16 protein-coding genes are annotated in these 21,073 nt (G+C 69.4%); 11 read left to right on the top strand and 5 right to left on the bottom strand.

The genetic code is table 11. From position 1 onward, the window contains the following. Positions 1-144: 144 nt before the first annotated feature. Both DFJ64_RS02475 and DFJ64_RS02470 read left to right on the top strand, forming a co-directional pair. The gene (locus DFJ64_RS02475; protein WP_147304566.1) at positions 145-981 is read left to right on the top strand and encodes a hypothetical protein; all 837 of its coding nucleotides are present in this window, start codon (positions 145-147) and stop codon (positions 979-981) included. 621 nt (positions 982-1,602) lie between these two features. Then, positions 1,603-1,980: a hypothetical protein gene (locus tag DFJ64_RS02470; protein ID WP_115848964.1), complete on the top strand. Its 378-nt coding sequence runs from the start codon at positions 1,603-1,605 to the stop codon at positions 1,978-1,980. A gap of 66 nt (positions 1,981-2,046) precedes the next feature. On the opposite strand, the gene DFJ64_RS02465 is transcribed toward DFJ64_RS02470, so the two are convergent. Beyond that, positions 2,047-3,039: a dihydrodipicolinate synthase family protein gene (locus DFJ64_RS02465; RefSeq protein ID WP_115848963.1), complete on the bottom strand. Its 993-nt coding sequence runs from the start codon at positions 3,037-3,039 to the stop codon at positions 2,047-2,049. Positions 3,040-3,114: 75 nt separating this feature from the next. Here DFJ64_RS02465 and DFJ64_RS19145 point away from each other — a divergent pair, with 75 nt between their 5' ends. Then, on the top strand, positions 3,115-4,374 hold the full coding sequence (locus DFJ64_RS19145) for a response regulator (protein ID WP_147304565.1): 1,260 nt from the start codon (positions 3,115-3,117) through the stop codon (positions 4,372-4,374). A gap of 27 nt (positions 4,375-4,401) precedes the next feature. On the opposite strand, the gene DFJ64_RS02455 is transcribed toward DFJ64_RS19145, so the two are convergent. Beyond that, positions 4,402-5,460: a dihydrodipicolinate synthase family protein gene (locus DFJ64_RS02455; protein ID WP_115848961.1), complete on the bottom strand. Its 1,059-nt coding sequence runs from the start codon at positions 5,458-5,460 to the stop codon at positions 4,402-4,404. Continuing rightward, on the bottom strand, positions 5,460-6,482 hold the full coding sequence (locus tag DFJ64_RS02450) for an NAD-dependent epimerase/dehydratase family protein (protein WP_115851767.1): 1,023 nt from the start codon (positions 6,480-6,482) through the stop codon (positions 5,460-5,462). Before DFJ64_RS02450 ends, DFJ64_RS02455 begins: the two co-directional genes overlap by 1 nt. Before the next feature lie 293 nt (positions 6,483-6,775). Between DFJ64_RS02450 and DFJ64_RS02445 the strand changes: the two genes are divergently transcribed. From DFJ64_RS02445 to DFJ64_RS02410, 8 genes are read left to right on the top strand one after another with little or no spacing between them, the layout of a single operon-like run. Next, positions 6,776-8,602 (top strand): peptide ABC transporter substrate-binding protein, encoded by a 1,827-nt coding sequence (locus DFJ64_RS02445; protein ID WP_115848960.1) that lies wholly within the window; start codon positions 6,776-6,778, stop codon positions 8,600-8,602. Between the two features lie 34 nt (positions 8,603-8,636). Continuing rightward, positions 8,637-9,527, top strand: a complete 891-nt coding sequence (locus DFJ64_RS02440; protein ID WP_115848959.1) for a Gfo/Idh/MocA family protein — start codon at positions 8,637-8,639, stop codon at positions 9,525-9,527. A 1-nt stretch (position 9,528) separates the two neighbouring features. Beyond that, on the top strand, positions 9,529-10,548 hold the full coding sequence (locus DFJ64_RS02435; protein ID WP_115848958.1) for an ABC transporter permease: 1,020 nt from the start codon (positions 9,529-9,531) through the stop codon (positions 10,546-10,548). Beyond that, positions 10,491-11,432: an ABC transporter permease gene (locus DFJ64_RS02430; RefSeq protein WP_115848957.1), complete on the top strand. Its 942-nt coding sequence runs from the start codon at positions 10,491-10,493 to the stop codon at positions 11,430-11,432. The genes DFJ64_RS02435 and DFJ64_RS02430 overlap by 58 nt, the downstream gene beginning before the upstream one ends. After that, positions 11,429-12,445: an ABC transporter ATP-binding protein gene (locus tag DFJ64_RS02425; protein WP_115848956.1), complete on the top strand. Its 1,017-nt coding sequence runs from the start codon at positions 11,429-11,431 to the stop codon at positions 12,443-12,445. Before DFJ64_RS02430 ends, DFJ64_RS02425 begins: the two co-directional genes overlap by 4 nt. Beyond that, complete coding sequence (locus DFJ64_RS02420; RefSeq protein WP_115851766.1) at positions 12,445-13,302, top strand: ATP-binding cassette domain-containing protein; 858 nt, start codon at positions 12,445-12,447, stop codon at positions 13,300-13,302. The genes DFJ64_RS02425 and DFJ64_RS02420 overlap by 1 nt, the downstream gene beginning before the upstream one ends. Continuing rightward, entirely contained in the window at positions 13,299-14,819 is a 1,521-nt protein-coding gene (locus DFJ64_RS02415) for a polysaccharide deacetylase family protein (RefSeq protein WP_115848955.1), read from the top strand. Before DFJ64_RS02420 ends, DFJ64_RS02415 begins: the two co-directional genes overlap by 4 nt. Positions 14,820-14,873: 54 nt before the next feature. Continuing rightward, the gene (locus DFJ64_RS02410) at positions 14,874-16,538 is read left to right on the top strand and encodes a hypothetical protein (RefSeq protein ID WP_147304564.1); all 1,665 of its coding nucleotides are present in this window, start codon (positions 14,874-14,876) and stop codon (positions 16,536-16,538) included. A 65-nt stretch (positions 16,539-16,603) separates the two neighbouring features. Here the strand turns inward: DFJ64_RS02410 and DFJ64_RS02405 are convergent, their stop codons facing one another. Both DFJ64_RS02405 and DFJ64_RS02400 read right to left on the bottom strand, forming a co-directional pair. After that, positions 16,604-17,806 carry a DegT/DnrJ/EryC1/StrS family aminotransferase gene (locus DFJ64_RS02405; protein WP_115848953.1) on the bottom strand — a complete coding sequence of 401 codons (1,203 nt, stop codon included), beginning with the start codon at positions 17,804-17,806 and terminating at the stop codon, positions 16,604-16,606. Between the two features lie 71 nt (positions 17,807-17,877). Continuing rightward, complete coding sequence (locus DFJ64_RS02400) at positions 17,878-21,045, bottom strand: heparinase II/III domain-containing protein (protein ID WP_115848952.1); 3,168 nt, start codon at positions 21,043-21,045, stop codon at positions 17,878-17,880. Positions 21,046-21,073 lie beyond the last annotated feature (28 nt).

Below are 21,073 nucleotides of genomic sequence, written 5' to 3'. Positions count from 1 at the left end.
ACCTGATCCGCGCCTCGTGACGTGCCCGACGTGGCTCGATCGGACGCGACCTCGATGACGTCGTGAATCGACGTCATCGAGCCTAGGAACACCACGGTCACCCTCCGGCGCTCCATGATCATCTTTTGCTACGATCCGCTGGTCATGAGCGGCGGACGCCTCGTGCTGTTGGTGGCTTTCGTTATTTCTCTGGTCGCCTGTGTCGTGGCGCGGTGGTGGGCGAAACACAACGAGGACTCCCAGACGGAATGGTTGGCTACGCTCACCGGACTCGCTTCGGTGGTGTCCGTGGGTGTCGTGATCGCGCAGTTGTGGTTCGAGGAGGGCCCGGAGCCACGACCAAGCGACGACCCCGCCACGAGTCAGACAGCGGAGAGCAGGTCCCGAGCACCGGATGAGAAGAGGACGTCGCCGACCACGACGGCGGAGCCCATCACGACGCCTGCGCCGTCGGCGTCGTTGCCCTCGGAAGTCCGCTCGACGCCGACCTACCGGCTTGAGCACAAGGATGTGCCGCTGGCCATCCGTTCCCCGGGCACGTGTGAGAGTGCCTACACGGTTGTCGACTTCGACGGTGATCCGTTCGGGGACGGTCCGCCGATCACGCGACGGGTAGTCGACTGGGACGCGTTGACGAGCAGCGAGCGCGAAGCCATCGACATGTACTACGAGACCTGCGTGACCGCGGTCTTGAGCGTGTCGCCGGGCTCCTCGGTCGGGTTGTTGCGCAAGGGTGAGGCCGCAGAGGAGGTCACCGCGGAGCAGTGCGCCGCGGCGGCGTCGGGCGCCTCCATCGGAGGCGAGCTTCGCATCGACAACAGCGCTGACGCGCGCGACGCTGGCTTCGAGGTAGGTGCTTCGCTATGCGCTCGGACACCACAGGGCCGCGTGGCGAAGGCGACGATCACGCACATCAGCTACGAGAGCGGGTTCCCAGCTGTCGAGTTCACCCTCACCACATGGGTCCGCGCCTCCTCCTAACCTTTCCTCGCCGAAGTCGCTAAACGTGGTGACGGGCACTCTTGTGGGCGTGGTGACATCTGGCGCCTGAAGGCTCATGATGCTCGTGCACCTACGCGCCGTGATCACATCCTGTTACGATCCGTGATCATGAGCGGCGGACGTCTCGCGGTCCTGGTGGGCCTCCTCGTCGCCCTGGCTGCGTGTGGCGGGGCGTGGTGGTGGGCACGGCGTAACCGGCACCCCACTACGGAGTGGGTGGCTGCGATCGCGTCGTTGTCCTCGGTCGTGTCCGTATGCGTCTTGCTCGCGCAGCTGTGGTTCGACAGTGCACCCGAATCACGACGAGGCGAGAGTGAGACCACGACTCAGGTGTCCGAGGGCACGCGGGCACCAAGCGAGGAGAGTCGTTCGCCTACAACGACACCGTCATCTTCGCCCTCGAGGTCGGCGGAGCCCATCGTGACACCAGGACCCAGCACACCTCCCACCGAGGAGCCCGGACCCGCATCGACGGTCTACCGCGTGGAGCACGAGAACGTGCCACTGGCCATCTATAGCCCAGGGACTGGATGCGGGGACTCCATCGCCGTCGATTTCGATGGCGACCCCTCTGGAAATGGACCGCCCATCACCCGCCTGGTGCCCGACGACGACCAGGATGACCTGTCCGCCGACGAGCGCGACGCCATCGACATGTACTACACGGCCTGTGGGTGGGACGCGACCTTGAGCGTGGCCGCGGGCGCCAAGGTCGGACTGTTGAGCAAAACCGAAGCCGGGGCTCAGGTCACGCCGGAGCGGTGCGCCGCGGCGGCGTCAGGGGCCTCCATCGGAGGCGCGCTGCGCATCGATGAGAGGGCTGACCCAGAGGTAGCCGGTTTCGAGGTGGGCGCCTCGTTGTGTGCCGTGACACCACAGGGTCGGGTGGCGAAGGCGACGATCACGAGGATCACCTTCGACGATGACCACCACGCGTTGGTGAGGTTCACCCTCACCACGTGGGTACGCGAATCCTGACCGCCCAAGGATGAGCCCATGTCGCGGCGGACATCGCCGCGGGTGTGGGCGACCAGGACGGGCACCTTAGAGGCGGGACTGGCATAGTCGTGCGTCTGGTGTGTCGGCAAGCGCCCGGACCGCGGAGAGCAGCCGCTCGCGCTCGCCTGCCGGCAACGGAGGGCCGAACGGGTCGACCGCGACCTCGGACGGCAAGATCCCCTGCCACGCCGCGATCCACGCCATGCGTTGCACGTAGCCTTCCATCGGCTCGCGGAACGTCAGTCGACCGAGGGCGTCGAGTCGGGTCGAGGCGGCGACGAACGACGCGTGGTCGCCTCGCGTCCAGGCGTCCAGCACCGCGACCGACCATTCGGGGAGGGCGGACGCGATCCCGAGGAGAGCGGTGTCGGCGCCCCACATGAGCGACGGCCCATACATGCGGTCCTCACCGGTCATGACGAGGGCGTCGGGGTCAACCGCCCGGGCGGTGGCCAGAATGTCCTGGCAGGCCACCGCGTTGTCGAGCAAGGCGAGCTTGACGCCGCAGACCCACGGGAGCGTGAGAAGCTCGGCGACCGTCTCCTCGGCGTACTGGCAGCCACTCGCCCGCTCGTAGAGGACGAACGCCATGAGCGGGAGTTCGGTCTCCTCGCCCAGCCGCTCGTGCAGACGGACGATGTCCGCTGGCGAGGCGCCGGAGACGGGACAGACCAGGAGCGCGGCGGCGCCCGCGGCCCGCAGCCGCAGACCCAACCGGATCGCGTCCTCGACCGGCCGCTCGGGGGCGAGGGCGAGCCCCGCGATGATGGGCAGCCCGGAGGCGTCGGCGTACTCGCTCACCAGCACGGCGAGGTCGTCCGGTTGGAGACGGCCGCCTCGGCCGGTGTGGGCTCCGACAGCCAGGGCGCCAGCGCCGCCGCGGCGCAACGCCGCCGCGTAGCCGGCGACCGCCTCCCGGGCGATCCGGCCGTCGGCGTGGAAGGGTGTGAGGGTGGCGGCGACGACCCGGCCGCGGAGCAGGTCACGAACCCGCGCCACGGCAGCCGGCCTGCGGGGGCCGGTCCCGTTGCTCGTCATGACCCATGAGTGTGCCCCATCCGCGGCGCGCGTGGGTGAGGCGAATGTTTCCGGCCGAGGCCGTAACGTACAGGCATGGACGGACGTCAGCGGCGGGCGACGAACCGGCCTGATCGGGTACTGACCTTCGGCGTGGTGGGCCCGGCCGACCTCGTGCCCCGGGTCGCCAACGCCGTCGACCGAACGCCTGCCTTGCGTGCGCGACGGCTGCCGTACCGGCAGGAGCAGGAGACGGTCCGGTTGCTCGAGAAGCACGCGGACGAGGTGGACGCCTGGCTCTTCACGGGCGTCGTGCCGCACGCGATCGCGGTCGCGGCCAAGGCGGTGACGCTGCCCGCGGAGCACGTCTCCTACAGCGGCCTCACGCTGCTGGCCGCCTTGTTCCGACTGTCCAGAAGTGGTCGGGACCTGAGTCGGATCAGCATCGACACCCTCGACCCCGCCGAGGTGTCGGAGACGTTGTCCGAGGCGGGTCTCCCGCCCGACACGGCCGTGACGATGGTCTACGACCTGCCGGTGCGGTCACGGGACGTCGTGGCGTTCCACTGCGAGGCCCGAGCCAAGTACGACACGACGGTGGCGATCACCTGCCTGCGGTCGGCCTACGACGTGCTCCGCAAGGAGATGCCGGTGGTCCGGCTGGCGCCGTCACCGCGGGACATCCGCAACGCCATCGACGCCCTGGCGCTGCGGACCCGCAACCGTCACCATTCCGATGCCCAGGTCGCGCTGGGCTTCGTCGAGCTGGAGCGCGCCGACCCGCTGCTGCAACGCGACCTCGGCCAGCTCGGCGGCACGGTCGTCCAGCTCGATGAGCAGCGCTACCTGCTCGTGACCACGCGTGGCCCGCTCGAGCGGGTGACGGCTGACTTCCAGGGCGCGCCGTTCCTGGAGCCGATCGCCAAGCGGCACAAGGTCGTCCGGATCGGTCTCGGCATCGGCCGGTCGGCCGGCGAGGCGGCCGCGCACGCGTCGCGGGCGCTGACCCGTGCCCGGGCCCAAGGCGACGTCGCGGCGGTCCTCGGCGGGCCGCACGACTCCGACATCGTCTTGACCAAGGGCGCGGTCCAGGGTGCCGTGCCCACGGACCTGGGGCGGCTCGCGCAGCGGCTCGGCATGAGTCGAGCGACCCTGCAGTCGCTTCGGCAGTTCCTCGAGGGAAGGGAGAACCGCCTGGTCACCGCGGCCGAGCTGGCCCAGGCGTTCGGGATCCAGGAGCGCAGCGCCCGCCGGCTGCTCAAGCGTCTCGAGCGCGCCGGCGCCGCGGTGGCGGTCGGCACCCTCAGCGAGGGTCAGATGGGCCGACCGCCCGTCATCTACCGGGTTGACGTGTGACCGCGGCTGCCCGCCCTCGATCGCCGGTCAGCGCAACCACTCGTCTCGGTGCTCCGCGACGAAGTCGTCGTCGGTGAGCTCGGGGTAGGCCGCGCAGACGCGGGCGATCTCCTCGGCCTGCCCGGGCGAGAGCGTCTCGTGGGGGTCCAGGCACCAGGTGCCGGCGAGGAGCCCTTGACGTCGGAGCACTTCGTGGACCCCCGCGATACAGCCGGCGAAGTTGTTGGCCGCGTCGAAGACGGCCGCGTTCGCGGCGGTGAGCGACGGGCTGAGCTCCAACAGCGCGCGAAGCTCCGCGTCGTCCCCGGCCCAGGCGCGGCGTGCGCGTTCGAGCAGGCGGACCGCCTGCCGAGTCCACACCGCCCACTGGCCCAACAGCCCGCCCACGATGCGGCGTCGGACCACTCGGCCGCCGCCGACGTCGACCATCACCGGGGTGAGCAGGTCGGTGATGATCGTGTCGTCGTTCCCGGTGTAGAGCGCGACCTCGTCGCCACGATCGGCCTCGGCGATGCCCTGCACGGCCTCGAGCGTGCGGTAGCGGTCGAAGGGCGCGATTTTGGCGGCCACGACGCACGGGAGGTCGGCGAGCGCCCGCCAGAAGTTCCGGGAGAGGTAGCGGCCGCCGACCGCCTCCTGGAGGTAGAAGCCCATGACGGGCAGCACCTCGCCGACCGCCTTCGCCCGCAGCAGCAGCTCCTGCTCGTCCACGGCGGAGGTGGTGGGCCCGAGCAGGACGGCGTGGTAGCCGAGCTCAGCGGCGATCTCGGCCTCCCGGACCGCTTGGCGGACGTCACCGATGGCTCCCGCGATCCGGAGGAACGGCCGGTCGCCCACCTCTTGATCGATGGTCTCCCGGGCGAGCTCGAGGACGGGCTCGAACAGGCCCGCGGACCGGATCGCGAACTGCGTGGTGTGCACGCCGACCGCGACGCCACCCGCGCCGGCGGCGATGTAGTAGCGGGTGAGCGCGCGCTGGCGGCGTTCGTCGAGCTGCCGCCGCTCGTTCAAGGCGAGCGGGTGGGCTGGGATGACGCAGCCTTCCGCGAGCAGTCGAGCGACGTCGGGAGGAAGTGTCGGCGCCATCAGAACCGCCCGTCCCGTCTCTGGAACTTCGTCGGCTTGCTCCACAGGACCATGCCGCGCCGCAGCCAGTCGGCCTGCGCCTCGACGAGAGCGCCGACCGACAGCTCGGGGTACCCGAACAACGCGTGGCAGCGGCTGGCGTCGGACAACAGGGCGGTCGGCGCTTCCTCGCCGACGAACGACGGCGTGACGTCCAGGAGCTTGCCGAAACGCTCGGCCAGGCGACGGACCGACAAGGTCTCCGGTCCGGTGACGTTGAGGGTCAGCGCCGGGCTCGAGGCGTGGAGGAGGGAGCGCAGGGCTACCTCGTTGGCGTACCCCTGCCACACGACGTTGACGTGTCCGGTGGTGATGTCGAGAGGTTCACCGGCGAGCACGGTGCTGGCGATGTCGGCGAGGACGCCGTACCGCATCTCGACGGCGTAGTTGAGCCGCAGCAGGGTGACGCGAGTGCCTCGTTCCAGGCTGGCGTGCTCGAAGGCCCGCTCGCGTCCGAGGCATGACATCGCGTACTCGCCGATCGGGTCGGGTGGGTCGTCCTCGGTGCATCCGCCCGAGGTCACCGGCACTAGTGGGTAGACGTTGCCGGTGGAGAACGCCGCGATGCGCGCGTCGGCGTAGCGGCGCGCCACCGCCGCGGCGAGGAACGTGTTGACCGCCCAGGTGGTGGCCGGGCGGTCGGCGGTGCCGAACTTGGCGCCCACCATGTAGACGACGTTGCCGGCGTCGGGGAGTGCGCTCAGGTCCGCGTCGGGTGACAGGTCGAACCGCACGGTCTCGACGCCGCGTTGACGCAGTCGTTCCTCGACCTCGTGGTCGCTCCACCGGGACACGGCGAAGACCCGAACGTCGGAGCGTCCGGCCGCGTCGAGACCACGGCGGGCGAGGTGACACAGACTGGGCCCCATCTTGCCCCCGGCGCCGAGCACCACCAGGTCACCGTCGATGTGTGCGAGGTCGGCGACGAGGCCGGGTGACGGCGTCGCCAGTCGTCGTTCTAGGTCCTCTTCGGACTCGAACACCCTGTCCCCCTCCAGAGCGGGCACGGCTCGTAGCCGGCTCGATCATGACAGCAACGAAAAAGCGAGAAAAGGACTAACGGTCGAGACCGTAATCTGTGCCGACATCAGACGTCAACGCGGGTCCTGTCGCGCCGGACGGGTCGTCCAGTCCGCGTCCTCGAGCGGACGGCGTCGGTCCTGTAAGGCGGAGGACACCGAACGGTAAACGGTGTGTCTCCCCATTGACAGGCGAAGGAGGCGGGTCCTACGGTCGGGACCGAAATTCACCGGCCCACGATCGAGTGGCGGTACCTATGAGCGAGCGAATCCTCTCCCGCGTCATCGTGACCAAGGGCACGACCCGACGGGAGCTCCTGCGGGGCACGAGTCTGCTGGCCCTGTTCGCCAGCACTGGGGCACTGACGAGCTGCAGCTTGTTCGAGAACAGCGGCACCGAACCGTCGGGTGGCGGTGGTGGGGGCGGAGACGGCAAGCCCGCCCAGGTCCTCCGGTTGGGCTTCCCGAACTTCCCGGTCCTCGACCCTCAGGTCATCACCAACGGCATGTGGCTGGCCCTGCGAGGCATCCTCGAGGGCCTCGTCCAGCAGAGCCCGGACGGCAGTGAGGTCATCCCCGCCGTGGCGGAGAGCTGGACCGTCTCCGACGACGGCCTCACCTACACGTTCAAGCTGCGGCAGAACGCCAAGTGGTCCAACGGTGACCCGGTCGTCGCCTCGGACTTCGAACGCACGCTGAAGCGGTTGTTCACGCCGAGCCAGGCGTCCGCCGGCGGCACCACGCTGGGCGCCAACTCCTACCAGGCGGCGACCGGCATCAAGGGCGCTGAGGAGTTCCTGGCCGGGACGCTCACCGACTGGTCGCAGGTCGGCGTCAAGGCCACGGGCGACTACGAGCTGGTCTTCACCCTCGAGAATCCCAACCCCGGCTTCCTGTTCGGCCTCACCCACCCGTCCATGCTGCCGTTGCACATGGACACCGTGGAAGCCAACCCGAAGGACTGGCAGAACCCCGACAAGTTCGTGTCCAACGGCCCCTTCAAGGTGGAGAGCTGGACGCAGAACTCCTCGATCGTGCTGGTCCCCAACGAGCACTACTGGGACAAGGAGGCGGTCCACCTCGACCGGATCGAGATCGACCTGCAGGAGTCGGTGGCGACCGGCACGGCGACGGTCCCCTACGAGAACGGCGAGGTCGACGTCATCAGCCTGGCGGACGCCGACGCGCTCCGCTTTATGAAGGACCCGGAGCTGTCCAAGCACGTCCGCTCGATCCCGACGTACTCGATCCACTACCTGGCGAAGCTGCGCAGCGAGAACCCCGCCCTCGACGACGTCCGGGTGCGTCGCGCGCTGTCGTTGGCGATCGGTCGGGAAACCCTGGCCAAGATCGGCCCCGGCCTGCGACCGGGCGTGTCGCTCGTCGTCGACGACGTGAAGGGCTGGGACGCGCAGCAGCTCACGATCCGCGAGGACATCGACGAGGCGAAACGCCTGCTGGCCGAAGCCGGCTACCCCGACGGCAAGGGCCTTCCGCCGGTCCGCATCCTCGCGGGCACCCAGTCGCCGGTCATCGAGGGTGTCGTCGACGCCTGGAAGAAGAACCTCGGCATCCAGGCCAGCCTCGACGTCGTCGAGGCCGGTGTCTACGTCGAACGGCGCTGGCAGGTGCAGAAGGGCGACTACATCGGCTTCTACTACGGCACCTTCGCCGGCCTGCACACCTGGCCGGTCATGGTGGGTGTCCTGTGGTCGCCGAAGGACGTGCAGAAGCTCAGCCTGCCTGCCGACGTCTGGGCGCGGTACCAGCAGATCGAGCAGGACACCAAGCTCGAGCCCGCCGAGAAGACCCGGCAGCTCGACGCCATCCTGGAGCAGCACGCCAGCCCCGAATCCAAACGGCTCGCGGAGCTCGTCGAGCAGGCCTCGGCGGAGCGGGACGAGCAGCGCCAGACGGAGCTGTTCATCGAGGCCGCCAAGCTGCGCGACGAACAGGCCCTCTTCGTGCCACTGTTGTGGGGTGACGCGATGTTCGCCGTGCGCCCGACGGTGAAGGGGCTCAACCTCCGCGCTGCCCCGGAGTTCTTCTACTTCAAGGGCATCAGCATCGAGGGCGAGGCGTGACATCGAACCTGCACGTGGGATGGAGAGGACACGCATGAGCGCAGGCCAACTTCGGGTAGGGCTGGTCGGAGTCAACACCTCGCACGCGAGCGCCTACGCACGGTTGCTGAACGAGCGTGACGTCGCCGACGGGGCGCGCATCACGTGGGTGTGGGGTGGCGAGCTGCGTCCCGACCAGCCCGACGCCGAGACCCTGGCGAGTACCTACGACATCCCGCAGGTGGTGAATGAGCCGACCGACCTGATCGACCAGACGGATCTGGTCCTCGTCGTCGACGACACCGGCGGTGGCGCGAACCACGTGCCGCTGGCTCGGCCGTTCGTCGCCGCCGGTGTGCCGACGTTCGTCGACAAGCCGATGGCGGTCGACCTCCAGGAGGCGGTCTCGCTGTTCAAGCTCGCCGAGGAGAAGGGCACGCCCGTGACCAGCTCCTCGGCGTTGCGCTTCGCGGTGGAGCTGGAGGCGGAGCGGCAGCGGTTCCGTGACCTCGGCGCGCTGTCGTCCGTGGTCAGCGTCGGTCCGGGTGAGTGGTACTACTACGGCGTCCACGCGGTCGAGCAGCTGTACGCCCTGGTCGGACCGGGGGTGGAGTGGGTGCAGCGCTTGACCTGGCCGGACCGGGACGTCGCGATCCTGTCGTACGCGGACGGGCCGACCGCGGTGGTGCAGACGCTGCGGGACGCGGCGTACTGCTTCCACCTCACCGCCTACGGCGCCAACGGCCTGCACGCGGTGCAGATCAGCGACTCCAACGGGTTCTACGGCGCCCAGATGCGTGCCGCGGTCGCGATGGCGCGCACCGGGAAGCCCCCGATCGAGCCGCAGGAGACGCTCGAGCTCCTCGCGGTGCTGCGGGCCGGCGTGCTCTCGGCTGAGCGCGGCGGCGCCCGGGTCACGGTCGCCAGCGTCCTCGACGGAGCCTGAGATGCTCGGGGGCTTCGCCGGCTACCTGGCCCGGCGGGTGTTGCGGTTGGTGGTCTCGCTCATCGCGGTCTCCATCATCACCTTCACCCTGCTGCAGCTGGCCCCCGGCAACTTCGCCGACTTGCAGCGCATCAGCAGCGGAGCCACCACGATCGGCTCGGCTGGGACCGAGGACGTCATGGCGGCGTTCGAGTCCCGCTACGGCGCCGACATCCCGCCGTGGAAGCAGTACCTCATCTTCATGAAGGGGGCGCTGACCTGGGACTTCGGTCCGTCCTACAAGTACCCCCACCTGGAGATCCAGGAGATCATCGCCAAAGCGTTCCCGATCTCCGCGACGCTGGCCATCCTGTCGGTGGCCCTGGCCTTGCTGATCGCGCTCCCGGTGGGCGTGTACGCGGCGTTGCGGCAGAACTCCGCCGCCGACCACGTGGCGATGTTCCTCGTGACGCTCGGCCACGCGCTCCCGGGCTTCCTCAGCGCCGCGTTCCTCGTCCTCCTCTTCACCGCCACCCTGCACGTACTGCCCTCGAGCGGGTGGGAGGGGCCGCGGAACCTCATCATGCCCGTCCTCGCGCTGGCCATCGGACCGGCGGCGGTGCTGGCGCGGTACGTGCGCTCCAGCATGCTGGAGACGCTGCGTGAGGAGTACGTCACGGCTGCCCTGGCCAAGGGCGGCCCACGGCGCACCGTCATCGTCCGCCACGCCCTGCGCAACTCGCTCATTCCGCTGGTGACCGTCGTGGGGCCCCTGCTGGCGAGCCTGATGACGGGCACGGTGTTCATCGAGGCGCTGTTCCGCATCCCCGGCCTCGGCTTGTACTTCGCCACCGCCGCGGCCAGTCGGGACATGCCGCTGCTGATGGGGAGCACCCTGTTCTTCGCGGTGATCCTCATGGTCACGAACCTCGTCGTGGATCTCATCTACGGCGTCCTCGATCCACGCATCCGCGCCGAAGGGGGGTGGGGACAACGGCGACCTCGGAGAGCCTCGCAGCAGGAGTCGACACAGGTGCTCTAGCCGAGCCCGACCAGGCGGGTCAGCCAGAGCTGCCGCGCCCGCGTGGACAGTGGGCTCGGGCCTGGGACCGGTTCCGGGCGAACCGGCTCGCGTTCGCCAGCCTGATCTTCGCCGGCCTGCTCGTGGTGGTCGCGGTGTTCGCGCCGTTGATCGCGCCGTACCACTACAGCGAGACCGACTACAACGCCCGGCTGGCGCCCATCGGCACCGAAGGCCACCTGCTCGGGACCGACCTGCTGGGTCGCGACATCGCGAGCCGGCTGCTCTACGGTCTGCGGACAGCGCTCACCGTGGCCTTCGGCGCCGAGCTGACCGCTCTCGTCCTCGCCCTGGTCGTCGGCCTGGTGGCTGGTTACCGCGGCGGGCGGGTCGAGCAAGTCCTGATGGGCTTCACGGACGTGATGTACGCGTTCCCCAGCTACCTCTTCGCGGTGGTGCTCGTCACCGTGCTCGGCCGCGGCCTGTTCTCGCTGATCCTTGCCATCGGGATCGCGTCGTGGGTCACCCAGGCCCGGCTCGTGCGCGCGCAGGTCCTCACGCTCAAACAGCGCGAGTACGTCGAGGCGGCACGGGCGATGGGCGCTCGAGGCACGACGATCGCGGTCCGGTACATCCTGCCCAACGCGATCGGACCGATCCTCGTCACGACGAGCTTCGGGATCCCGGCCGCGATCGCGGCCGAGGCCGGCCTGGCCCTCCTGGGCCTGGGCGTGCAGCCGATTCCTTCCTGGGGAGCCATGATCACTGACGGCATGCGCTATCTGCTGGCGGCGCCACACATGATGGTGTTCCCTGCCCTGCTCTTCGCGCTCACGCTGCTGGCGTTCACCTGGGTGGGTGACGGCTTGCGTGACGCCTTCGACCCGAGTGGTGAGCAGCGATGACCGCGCCGACGAGTGCGCCCACCAACGTGGGCGGGAAGGCCGGTGACAGCGAGCCGTTGCTGTCGCTGCGCGGTCTGCGGACCCACTTCGTCCGAGGCCGCGAGACGCTGCCCGCGGTCGAGGGCGTGAGCTTCGACCTCGCGCCCGGGCGCGCACTGGCGATCGTGGGGGAGAGCGGCAGCGGCAAGACCGTCACCGTTCGGAGCCTCCTGCGGCTGCTGCCGCGGTCGGCGCGGATCGTCGGTGGAGAGGCGTACTTCCGTGGTCGGGACCTGCTCGCGCTGAGCGAGCGGGAGATGCGTCGGGTGCGGGGTCGAGAGATCGCCATGGTGTTCCAGAACGCCATGGAGGCGATGAATCCGACGCTCACGCTCGAACGCCAGTTGACCGAGCACCTGGTCTGGCACGGGGTGTGCGGCCGAGCGGAGGCACGCGAGCGGGCGATCCGCGCTCTCGCCGACGTGGGGATCCCCGAGCCGGAACGGCGGATTCGAACCTACCCGTTCCAGCTGTCGGGTGGAATGCGCCAGCGCGCGATGATCGCCATGGCGATGTTGACCGAGCCGGCGCTGCTCATCGCCGACGAGCCCACCACGGCGGTGGACGTGACGGTGCAGCGGCAGATCCTCGACCTGCTGGTCAAGGTCAAGGAGCGCGGCACCGGCATCATCCTCATCACCCACGACCTCGGCGTCGCGCGGTACTTCTGCGACGACATCGTGGTCATGTACGCCGGCCGGGTCGTCGAGCGGGCACCAACGCAGGACCTGCTTGACGATCCGCGTCATCCCTACTCCGTCGGCCTCCTGGACTCCTCGGTGGAGCTGGGAGACCGGAACCGGCCACTCACTCCGATCCCGGGCAGCCCACCGGACCTGGCCCGACTACCCGAGGGCTGCCCCTTCCACCCCCGGTGTTCGATGGCCGAGCGTCCGGCGTGCCTGTCGCCCCAGGAGCTGCTGCCGATCGGTGAGGGGCGCCAGGTGGCGTGCTGGAAGGTGAGGGAGCGCTGATGGCCGACGAGGTGCTCGTGCGCGCCGAGAACGTGACCAAGATCTTCTCCAGTCGAGCCGGTGACGTCCCGGCGGTGGAGGACGTGTCGCTCGAGGTGCGTCGGGGCGAGACCCTCGGCCTCGTCGGCGAGAGCGGGAGCGGGAAGTCGACGATGGCTCGGCTGCTCATGGGCCTGATCCAGCCGACGTCGGGTCGGGTTCTGTTCAACGGCCGCGACCTCGCGACCTGCTCGGCGAAGGAGCTGCGGGCGATTCGGCGCCGCATGCAGATGGTCTTCCAGAACCCGTACGGCTCGCTGCTGCCTCACTACACCGCCGCGGCCAACGTCGCCGAGCCGCTGCGCCTGCACAAGATCGGCGACAAGGAGTCGCGACGAGCCGAGGCGCTGAGGCTGCTCGAGCTGGTCGGCGTCAACCCGCGGTTCGCCGACCTGTACCCGCGGCAGTTCTCGGGCGGCCAACAGCAGCGGATCGCGATCGCCCGCGCGCTCGCGCTGAGCCCGGACCTGTTGGTGTGCGACGAGCCGACGTCCGCGCTCGACGTCTCCATCCAGGCGCAGATCCTCAAGCTGCTGTTGGACTTGCGCGACGAGCTCGGGCTCACCTGCCTGTTCATCTCGCACAACCTCGCCGTCGTGGAACGCCTGGCCGACCGGGTGGCGGTCATGAACCGCGGCCGACTCGTCGAGCTCGCGCCGACCGAGCAGCTGTTCAGCCAGCCCCAGGACCCCTACACACGCACGTTGCTGGCCGCGGTGCTGCCGGTGCGTGGCGCGAGGAACGGCTCAGCGGTCACGGGTAAACGAGGCGGCACCGGCGTCAGCACCCCCGAACGTCCCAAGGAGGAGGCACGGTGAGTTCATCGATCGTCGTCGTGCTCGACGAGGCCGAGGCGGCGGCTCGCCACGACAAGGGCGAGAACGCCTGGTGGCTGTACTGCACGGAGGTCCTCGACCACGTGCGGCTGCCGTACGAGGTCGTCGAGCGAGACGACGTCCGCGCACGGCTCGCGGAGGGCAACGTCCTGGCGGTGTTCCCGCGTGAGGGTCGTGTGCTTTCTCGGGCCGGCGAGACCACGTTCCCCGCGGACGTGTGGGAGCGGATCGTGACGATCCAGCAGGGCCACCCGGTCGAGCAGGACGGACCGCCCGCGCCGGATGGCTCGTGCCCCGTCGACGACGGCATCCTCAAGTGCGACGACGGTCTGGCGCTCTCGTACGACGAGCGGGCGCTGCCGCCGGGCCAGGTGCGGGTCGAGGGAGTCTTCCCCCACGTGTACCCGCCGCGAGCGGCGGCGCCGATCTTCCACCGGCCTACGGCGGACCTGCTGCGCCTGGAGTTCTTGACGGCGGTGTTCGACGCCGCGGCCACGGCGGGCCTGGCCCTGCCGTGGCTGCACTACTGGCCGGCCGGTGTTCCCGCCGTCGCCCACATGTCCCACGACTCCGACGGCAATGTCTCCGAGCACGCCGAGGCGGGGCTGCGCGTCTTCGACGAGGCTGGCGTCAAGGTCACCTGGTGCCACTGCTACCCCGGCGGCTACCGGCCCGAGGTGGTGGCCGAGATCGCGGCTCGAGGACACGAGCAGGCTCTCCACTACAACGCGATGGGCGATGCCGATATCGCCTCGTGGGGATGGCCGCAGCTGCGGGCCCAGTACGCCTGGGTGCAAGCCCTCACCGGCGTGGAGGAGATCGTCTCCAACAAGAACCACTACACCAGGTGGGAAGGCTGGGACGAGTTCTTCCTGTGGTGTGAGCGCGTCGGCATTCGGATCGACCAGTCCCGCGGTCCGAGCAAGCAGGGCAATGTCGGTTTCCCCTTCGGCTCGTGCCACCTGTGGTTCCCCATGGCCGGCCCGGCCGAGCGCAACCGGCGAATCGATGTGCTGGAGCTTCCCCTGCACACCCAGGACCTCGCCTGGGCGAGCCACGAGTCGATCCGCGACGTGATCTTGGACGGCGTGCTCGAAGTGCACGGCGTCGCGCACTTCCTGTTCCACTCCGCGCATCTGGCCACCAAGCCGTACGTCGCCGAGGCGTGCCGCCAGGTGGCGGCCGAGGCTCGTCGCCGTGGCATGCCGTGGTGGACGAGCAAGCAGCTCAACGCGTGGGAGCGGGCCCGCAGGGGAGTGCGGTTGACGACGCTGCCCGGCTCGTCGGACGGCGAGCTCCGCGTCGAGGTGACGGCGCAGGCCGCGATCGACCAGGCCGGTGTGGTGCTCGCGTGGCCCGGACTGACCCCCGACGCGACGTTCCGGGTGACGGAGGGCAAGGCGACCGCCCGGGTCGTCACCCGGCACGGTCGTCACGTCCTGGAGCTGGCGGCTGACCTGCCCGCTGGCGTGTCCAGGTTCACCGTCGCGGCCGGCTGAGCCTCGCGGGGCCGGGCCGGCCGTGATCCTCCGCTCGCGAAAGAGGTGATCTCGATGTCCGAGCTGACCGGACCGGCCGGCCCGGCGCGCACGGCCATGTCCCCCTCATCTGATCCGGTGAGCCGTCAGGGGACGGGAACGAATCGGCGAGGATTCCTGGCCGGGTTGGCCACGGTGGCGGGTGCGCTCGCTGTCCCCGTCGACCTTCTCCGCCCTCGCCGGGCGTCGGCGGCGACGTACGACTACACCGCACGCGAGACCTTCGACCCCTTCGACCGCGTCTTCCACTCCAGCGGAGCCGCCGGCCAACCGGACCAGCCCAATGACCATGGCGGTCTGGCGTGGGGACAGTCGTACGTGCTCATGGGATTCATGCGCATGTACGACGCCTACCGGGACACCTACTACCTCGATCGCCTCATCCACAACGTCGACCTGGTCCTCGCGAACCGGGACAGCGTGCGTGGTGTCACGGACTACACGGGTCGCTCACTGCCCGCGTGGCGGGCGATGCACCCCTACACCGTGGGAACGGTTCGCCTCACCGATGGACGAGGGCGAGAGGTGCTCGAGGTCCGCAGCGCCCGGGCGTACGCCGACGAGACCACGGTCACCGTGCGGTCGGGGAGTGGCGACGGTCGGGTCACCCTCGAGGTGGTGAGTCCCAGGTACGGCGTCGACACGTTCCCCGACGTCACCATGGACCCGGCGAGCTCGGACTACGTGGTTCGTCGTGTCTACGACGCCTATCCGGGACCGGCGATGACGACGGTGCGGGACCTGCGGGCCGATCCCGCAGACCGGACAGACCCGCCCAGGCTTGGGACGTTCGCGTTGTCGTCCCAGCCGGTGGTCTTCTCCGTCCACACGGGCATGATCACCTACCCGATCGCGACCTTCGTCCGCGTCGTCGCCACGACCCCGACACTGCGGCGGAACTCCCGGTACAAGGCGAAGGCCGAAGAGTACCTGGCGGCCGTGGAGGCGGCGGTCGCCGTCCACGACTCCGAGTGGCGCGAGGACGACGGAGCGGGCTACTTCCGCTGGCCGAAGGGCATGCCGGTGCCCTACGACGGGACGATCCAGCCCATCAACCAGAGCGTCGCGCTCGGTCGGACCTACCTGGAGCTCGCGCGGGTCACCCGGGACCCGCACTACCTACGACGAGCCCAGGCGCTCGCCACGATGGTCCGGGCGCAGCTCGTCGTTGACAGCGGCGGCGCCTACATCTGGCCGTACTGGCCGACGTTCAGCGAGGTCTACCAGGGTTACGGCAAGTCCGGTGACCCGGCGACCGACGTCTCGGAGTACACGCCCTCGTACGGCAGCGCCAGCGGAGGCGCCCAACAGTACGAGGACCTCAGCCACGCGGCGATCGAGGTGGACTTCGCCGCGCTCGCCTTCCGGGCGGGTGTGGTGTTCAAGGGCCTGGACATGGTGCGGCTCGCGCGGACCTTCACCCAGAACCTCGCCACCAGCGCGGACGGCCTCGCCACCACGTACGTCCGGGTGGATGGCGGCGGTGGTCTGGCGCCGCCAGGTCAGTACCTGCAAGCACCGCGCTGGATGGCGGTCGCGCCCTGGGATCCCGCGCTGTTCACCCATGCCCTCGCCATCTACGTCGACCACGACGTCCAACCCGGTTCCGGCTCGGGTGTGGCCTGTGTGGCGAACCTCAACTGGTACGCGCGCCGCTTCGCGAACCAGACGCCGAGCTGATCGACCGATGTCATCAGGGTGAGGTCCGGGGGCGCCGGTGGTGAGCCGGCGCCCCCGGCGTTCTTTCACAGCTCGTCGACGTGGGCCAGCACCTTGGTGATCGCCGTCGCGATGTCGTGGATGTCCTCCTCGGTGCCGAGCAGGGTGGGTTGCGGCAGCCAGATCGTGTCGGACACCAGCCGGTCGGCGACCGGAAGGTGGGGCTCCTTCCACGGCACGTCGAGCCGCTTGACGATGGTGGCGATCTCGTCGTTGAGCGCCTTGTTGCGGTGCAGCCCGTCGTAGCCGGCGGAGCAGGGGATGCCTTCCGCGGCGAGCGCGCGGACGAAGGCGTGCTTGCGACCGCCGATTCCTGGCAGGCGGAGCAGGAACAGGTGCCAGCCGTGTGCGGTCACCGCCGGGTCCTCCGGCGGAAGCCAGACGCCGTCGACGTCGGCGAGCAGCCGACGGAGCAAGGCGGCGTTGGTGGCCCGCCGGGCCTGCTGCTCGGGGTGCCGGCGCAGCTGCCCGAAGAGCAGGGCCGCTTGGAACTCGGTGAGCCGTAGGTTGTAGCCGAGGTGCTGGTGCTCGTACCAGCCCCCGCCCCGCACCCGCCCGACGTTGGCGATCGAGTACAACCGGTCGGCGAGCGCCTCGTCGTTGGTGACCACGATGCCGCCTTCGCCGGCGCTGACGTTCTTCGAGGTCTGGAAGCTGAAGGTGCCGACGTCGCCCAGGGCGCCGACCCGACGTCCCTTCCACTCCGCGCCGTGCGCTTGGGCGGAGTCCTCGATGATCGCGACGCCGTGGCGTCGCCCAAGCTCGGCGAACGCGTCCATGTCGCATGGCCGGCCGGCGATGTGGACCGGCATCACCGCCTTGGTGCGCTCGCTGATGACGGCCTCGACGGCCTGCGGATCGAGCAGGTGGGTGTCCGGATCGATGTCCGCGAAGACGGGGATCGCGCCCACGAAGGTGACCGCGGCCGCGCTCGCGATGAACGTGTACGGCGGCACCACCACCTCGTCTCCGAGGCCGACGCCGACCGCGCGCAACGCGGCGGCGAGGGCGAGGGTGCCGTTGCAGACGCAGACGCCGAAGCGGGCGTGCTGGTACTGGGCGAACTCCCGCTCGAAGCGCGCCACGAGGTCACCGTGGGTGCTGCCCCACTTTCCGGACCTGAGGACGTCGAGGAGAGCCGCCTCGTCGGCTGAGTCGGCGGTCGGCCACGCGGGGAACGGCGTGCTCCGCACCGGTTCGCCGCCGTTGACCGCGAGTGTGGATGTCATAACGTCGTCACCTCAGAAGATCGCCTGTCGGGTGGGTGGTTGGTCGTGGCCGTTCAAGGCAGCTTTGGACGCTAGCGCCGCCACTGCCTGGTGAGTGGGATGCGAGCGGTCTGGCCGACCTCCACGTCGTACGTGTAGCCCTTGTCGAAGTCGTTCGGGTCGACGTAGCCGCGAATGGTCGTCGTCGGGCCGATGTCGAGCACCAGGGTGTCGGGCCCGTCGTACCGGGCGCCGACGACGCGGTACACGGCGTTCCGGACACCGTCATTCTCCACGTAGACGTAGCTGTCGACGAGCGCGTCGGGCGCCGGGCCTTCCTCCGTCAGCCGCAGCGTGAGGCTGTTGCTGCTGGACAGCTCAAGGGTGAAGTCGGTCACCGTGCCGACCACGGCGGGGGCGCCCTGCATCCGGGGGAGCGGCCCGACCATGGAGGCGTCGTGGCCGAACGCGTACTGGACACGGCCGTCCCGCGTGGAGTAGACACCGACGCTGCCCCGGAACATGAACGTGTCGTCCACGCGCAGCAGGACGTCGGTCTTGAGCGAGCTGACGATGTAGTCGACCCGACCGTTGGTCAAGGTCACCTTGACGGCAGCGACCTCGTGGTCCGCGACCGTCCCGTTCACCGCACGGATGGGCACCGTGGTGACCTCGCGGACGTAGCGCTGGCCGACGTACGGCTCGACCAGGGAGACGAACTGGCTCGCGAGGTTCTCTCCAGCCCGACGGGCGATGACGTAGCGCAGCGACGCCGGGTTGCCTGGCTTGTTGCGCGGTGGGATCCCGTCACAGAGCGCCACCTCGTCGACCTCGGTCAGCATGGTGAGCCGGACGTGCAGGTCGGGGTCCGGATCGTGGACGTTCCAGGTGTCCTTGACGCTCCAGTCCACGCTGAACGTGCTCGGCGGTGCGGTGTCGCGCGAGACGTTGGACAGCCAGTCGAAGCCGCTCGCGTCGGGGCGGGGCGGCGCGTTGTCCGGCGGCGGCTCGATGTCCGGCCCGGCGTAGCTTCCCGTCTCCTGCGGAACCAAGGTGAGGCCATCCGTGGTCACCGGGCCCTCGGCCGCATGGAAGGAGAAGTGGTGCTGCTGGCCGCCCACGACCCGGAACACGTCGACCACGTAGGAGTTCTCCTCGTCGACCTTGACCAGGATCGACACCCGGCGATAGAGGCTGGTCTGGGGGTAGACCTCCGGCGCGGCGATGTCGAAGAGCTGGACGTCCTCGGTGGCGGCGAAGCCGTGAGGCTGGCCCACCCAGTGCGACTGCTGCTTGCTGGCGTCGACCACGACGGTGTTGTGGGCGACGGTGTTCGCGGTCCACTCGTGCCGGCGCGCGTTGTTGTCCGCGAACTCCGGGTAGCCGAGATCGGGCAACAGGTCGACGCCGAAGCCGTGCATGCCGAGGTTGAGCGCGTCGGCGTGCCCGTGGCCGCGGTTGCGGCCGTAGTAGGTCCAGATGCCTCTCATGTGGCGGCCGGTGCCCGACCGCAGCGCTGCGAAGCCGTAGCCGGTGAGGTTGACGCTCGGCAACGCGAGAGGACCCTCGCGTTCCACGATCGCCGCGATGCGCTCCTGGGTGTCGGCGACCTCGGCGAAGACGCTGGAGTAGAGGCCTTCCACCGACTCGCCGTTGGACAGGTACGCCATCTGCGCGAAGACCGGGTCACCGTACCGTTCGAAGTAGGTCGTGTACTGCTGGGCCGTCCCCGGCAGGCCTGGCTGTCCCGTGGCCAAGGTGTCGCCGATCGGTGGCAGGTAGCGGTTCAGCATGACGAGCGCCGGCAGGGCGGCGATCATCTGGGCGTACTTGGGGTGCTGGTACAGGTCGGCGCCCGCGTAGCCGTCGTAGTCGGCGAGGGCGTCAGCGACACCGGCCAGCTGGCTGATCCACCCGTAGTTGTATCCAGGGGACGCCTCGTTACCGAACCCGTCACGGTCGACGTCGTTGACCAGTGTCGCGTAGACGTTGCCGCCCGTGATCTGGTCCGGCGGAATGTACTGTCCGCTTTGGAAGACCCAGTCGATCCACTCCTTCGACTCGGTCGGGGAATCGAGCACGACCGCGGCCATCGCGGCCGTCGCCTGGTGGGAGCCGAAGTTGCCCCGGATCTGGGCACGCGGGACCGCCTCCAACGCCACCCGCAGGATGTTGTCCTCGATGTTGGTCTTGATCGCCTCGATCGAGTCCTTCGGGGGAAGGCCGTACTGCTCGGCCTTGGCCGACAGGAACGGCACCACGTTCGCGTCGTCAGCGGTCGCGATCGCGGGGAAGAACGCGTCGTAGGCGGTGATGAAGTCCTTCGCCAGGCTGGTCTCCCAGATGCAGCCGAGGATCTTGCCCTGGCCGGACAGGCCGTCCGACTGCAGGTAGCCGTCCTCCCGCTTGTAGGCGGAGGCGTCCATCGCCGGGTAGATGTCGGCGATCCGGTCGAGCAGGATGAGCCCGGCGTGGGCGTACGTCAGGTCGCCGGTGTAGAGGAATGCGTCCCGGAACGACCGCAACGCGTACGCGATCGCCGCCTCCGCGGTGGGTGTGCCGCTGTACCACAGGTGCCAGTGGTGGTAGTAGGCGATGAACGTCCACTTGTTGCCGTCCTCGTCGACCCAGCCGAAGCCGTCGTCGACGCCCCACGTGGGCCCACGCTCGGGATAGAGCTCGTTGACCAGCAGGCTGCGGTCCGCGCGAGCGGGGTCGAACAGGCCGTGCTCGTCGAGCCCGCTGGCGTAGTAGGCGGCGAAGTCGTTGGTGGGGAAGACGTAGTCGCTGCTGGGGTCGACGATCTTCCAGGGGCGGTTCAACGGATCGGCAAGCCACGGGTAGTTGCCGTACTGGAAGATGTCGCGGCCGGTGACGGGCGAGCCCAGGTCCTGGTTGACCGCGTAGCTGCGCGGGAGGCTCTGGCTGGTCACCAGGCTCCACAGCCACTCGTCACCCTTGTCGAGGTAGCGCTGCGCTCTGGTGACCGCGTCGTCACGGAGCTGGCGCGCCCAGTCGTAGGTGGCGACGTTCCGTCGTGCCGCGGCGACCTTGGCAGGCGTGTAGTAGGTCGACCCGCGTTTGGTGGACACGGTCGCCGAGAGTCGGCGGGGCGGTGCGGTGCCGGTATCGGCCACCGCTGGAGGAACCCCCAGCGACGTGAGGGCTCCGGCGGCGCCGACGAGCGCAGTGGTGCGCAGCAGGTCGCGTCTGCTGGGGTTGACGTGGTCGGATGGTCGGGGCGGTCTGGAGTTGCGCATCGCTCCTCCTCGATGGTGTGGCGCGAGG

This window comes from Thermasporomyces composti (genome assembly GCF_003386795.1).
Taxonomy (GTDB): domain Bacteria; phylum Actinomycetota; class Actinomycetes; order Propionibacteriales; family Actinopolymorphaceae; genus Thermasporomyces; species Thermasporomyces composti.
This window is presented reverse-complemented; position numbering and strand designations above follow the sequence as displayed.

Bases quoted from the DNA above. Each gene is read 5' to 3' on its own strand.
- DFJ64_RS02475 (WP_147304566.1), top strand. From the start codon at position 145: ATGAGCGGCGGACGCCTCGTGCTGTTGGTGGCTTTCGTTATTTCTCTG.
- DFJ64_RS02465 (WP_115848963.1), bottom strand. From the start codon at position 3,039: ATGACGAGCAACGGGACCGGCCCCCGCAGGCCGGCTGCCGTGGCGCGG.
- DFJ64_RS19145 (WP_147304565.1), top strand. From the start codon at position 3,115: ATGGACGGACGTCAGCGGCGGGCGACGAACCGGCCTGATCGGGTACTG.
- DFJ64_RS02455 (WP_115848961.1), bottom strand. From the start codon at position 5,460: ATGGCGCCGACACTTCCTCCCGACGTCGCTCGACTGCTCGCGGAAGGC.
- DFJ64_RS02445 (WP_115848960.1), top strand. From the start codon at position 6,776: ATGAGCGAGCGAATCCTCTCCCGCGTCATCGTGACCAAGGGCACGACC.
- DFJ64_RS02440 (WP_115848959.1), top strand. From the start codon at position 8,637: ATGAGCGCAGGCCAACTTCGGGTAGGGCTGGTCGGAGTCAACACCTCG.
- DFJ64_RS02435 (WP_115848958.1), top strand. From the start codon at position 9,529: ATGCTCGGGGGCTTCGCCGGCTACCTGGCCCGGCGGGTGTTGCGGTTG.
- DFJ64_RS02425 (WP_115848956.1), top strand. From the start codon at position 11,429: ATGACCGCGCCGACGAGTGCGCCCACCAACGTGGGCGGGAAGGCCGGT.
- DFJ64_RS02420 (WP_115851766.1), top strand. From the start codon at position 12,445: ATGGCCGACGAGGTGCTCGTGCGCGCCGAGAACGTGACCAAGATCTTC.
- DFJ64_RS02410 (WP_147304564.1), top strand. From the start codon at position 14,874: ATGTCCGAGCTGACCGGACCGGCCGGCCCGGCGCGCACGGCCATGTCC.
- DFJ64_RS02405 (WP_115848953.1), bottom strand. From the start codon at position 17,806: ATGACATCCACACTCGCGGTCAACGGCGGCGAACCGGTGCGGAGCACG.
- DFJ64_RS02400 (WP_115848952.1), bottom strand. From the start codon at position 21,045: ATGCGCAACTCCAGACCGCCCCGACCATCCGACCACGTCAACCCCAGC.